Annotated in this window: 1 pseudogene; it reads right to left on the reverse strand. The window is 43.0% G+C overall.

The annotated features are described in order from the left end of the window. Positions 1-1,004, reverse strand: a pseudogene (locus tag ACTNA4_RS16080) (transposase); the annotation flags it as partial.

The raw sequence follows: 1,004 nt of genomic DNA on the forward strand, positions 1-1,004 counted from the left end.
GCACGTTCATGAGCTGCTTTGGATGTTACTATTTTTGCAACCCGCTTATAAATCTTCGGCTTGCATTGATCCTGATACGGACAGCCTACACACTGCTCATGCAGAAAGGAAACGGCACACTGATTGCTTTGTTTCATATAAGAACAGCTTTTCGGTGAATGGCCGGCTGGACATCGGAGGACTTTTGTTCCCTCTTCGTTAAATTCAAAATCAGCAAGGATATCCGGAGCTGGTTTCCCTGTCAGGCTTGTGGTAATCAGTTCTACGTTTTTATCAGCTGCAAGTTGTGTGTTTTCTGTTCCGCTGTATGCTCCATCTGCGACTATAACAGTCCGTTCTTCCTGTTTACTCATCTGCTCAAGGTGTTCTTGGATAAACTGACTGTCACTGTGGTTGTTTTGCTCATACTGATACTCTGTTACAACAGAACCATTGGCTCCAACGGATTCCTCAAGATTGGCTACATATCCCCGATGCTCTTTTCCTGCCTTGCTTCGGAATGTAGCTTCCGGATCAGAAGGATTTTGCATCATGGATGATTTCATGCCGCCGTCTTCTTTTGTCCGGAGTCTGCGCTTTTCATTTTTAACAATGGTTTGTTCTGAAAGGCATCTGACAAACAGATCATACTCTGTTGAATCATTGTAATCAGACTCACACAAGGCAAGGAGTTTATCTGCATCCGTTAAGAGTTGCTTTATACGATCATCTGCATTGGTACTGCGCTGATGATAAATCACTCTGTTAAAATCGTTAGGATCGATATAGTGTTTTAAATCGTCAGACAGAGCGGAACCATTGATTTTATTCACATACACCGCCAGCTTCGCGATGCAGGTGTATATCAGTTCCATCCGACTGAGTTTGCGGATGTTGGATTCAATCATCATGGAATCCATACGCCTGACTTTACCGCTGATTCCCATCAGTTTTGCAATGGAAGCACTTAGATCTTTCACACAATCGTGGTAGAGATCTTTGTTGTGAAGAGTTTCATAATCATA

Origin of the sequence: Bariatricus sp. HCP28S3_A7, from assembly GCF_052066375.1 — a bacterium.
Lineage (GTDB): Bacteria > Bacillota > Clostridia > Lachnospirales > Lachnospiraceae > Allocoprococcus.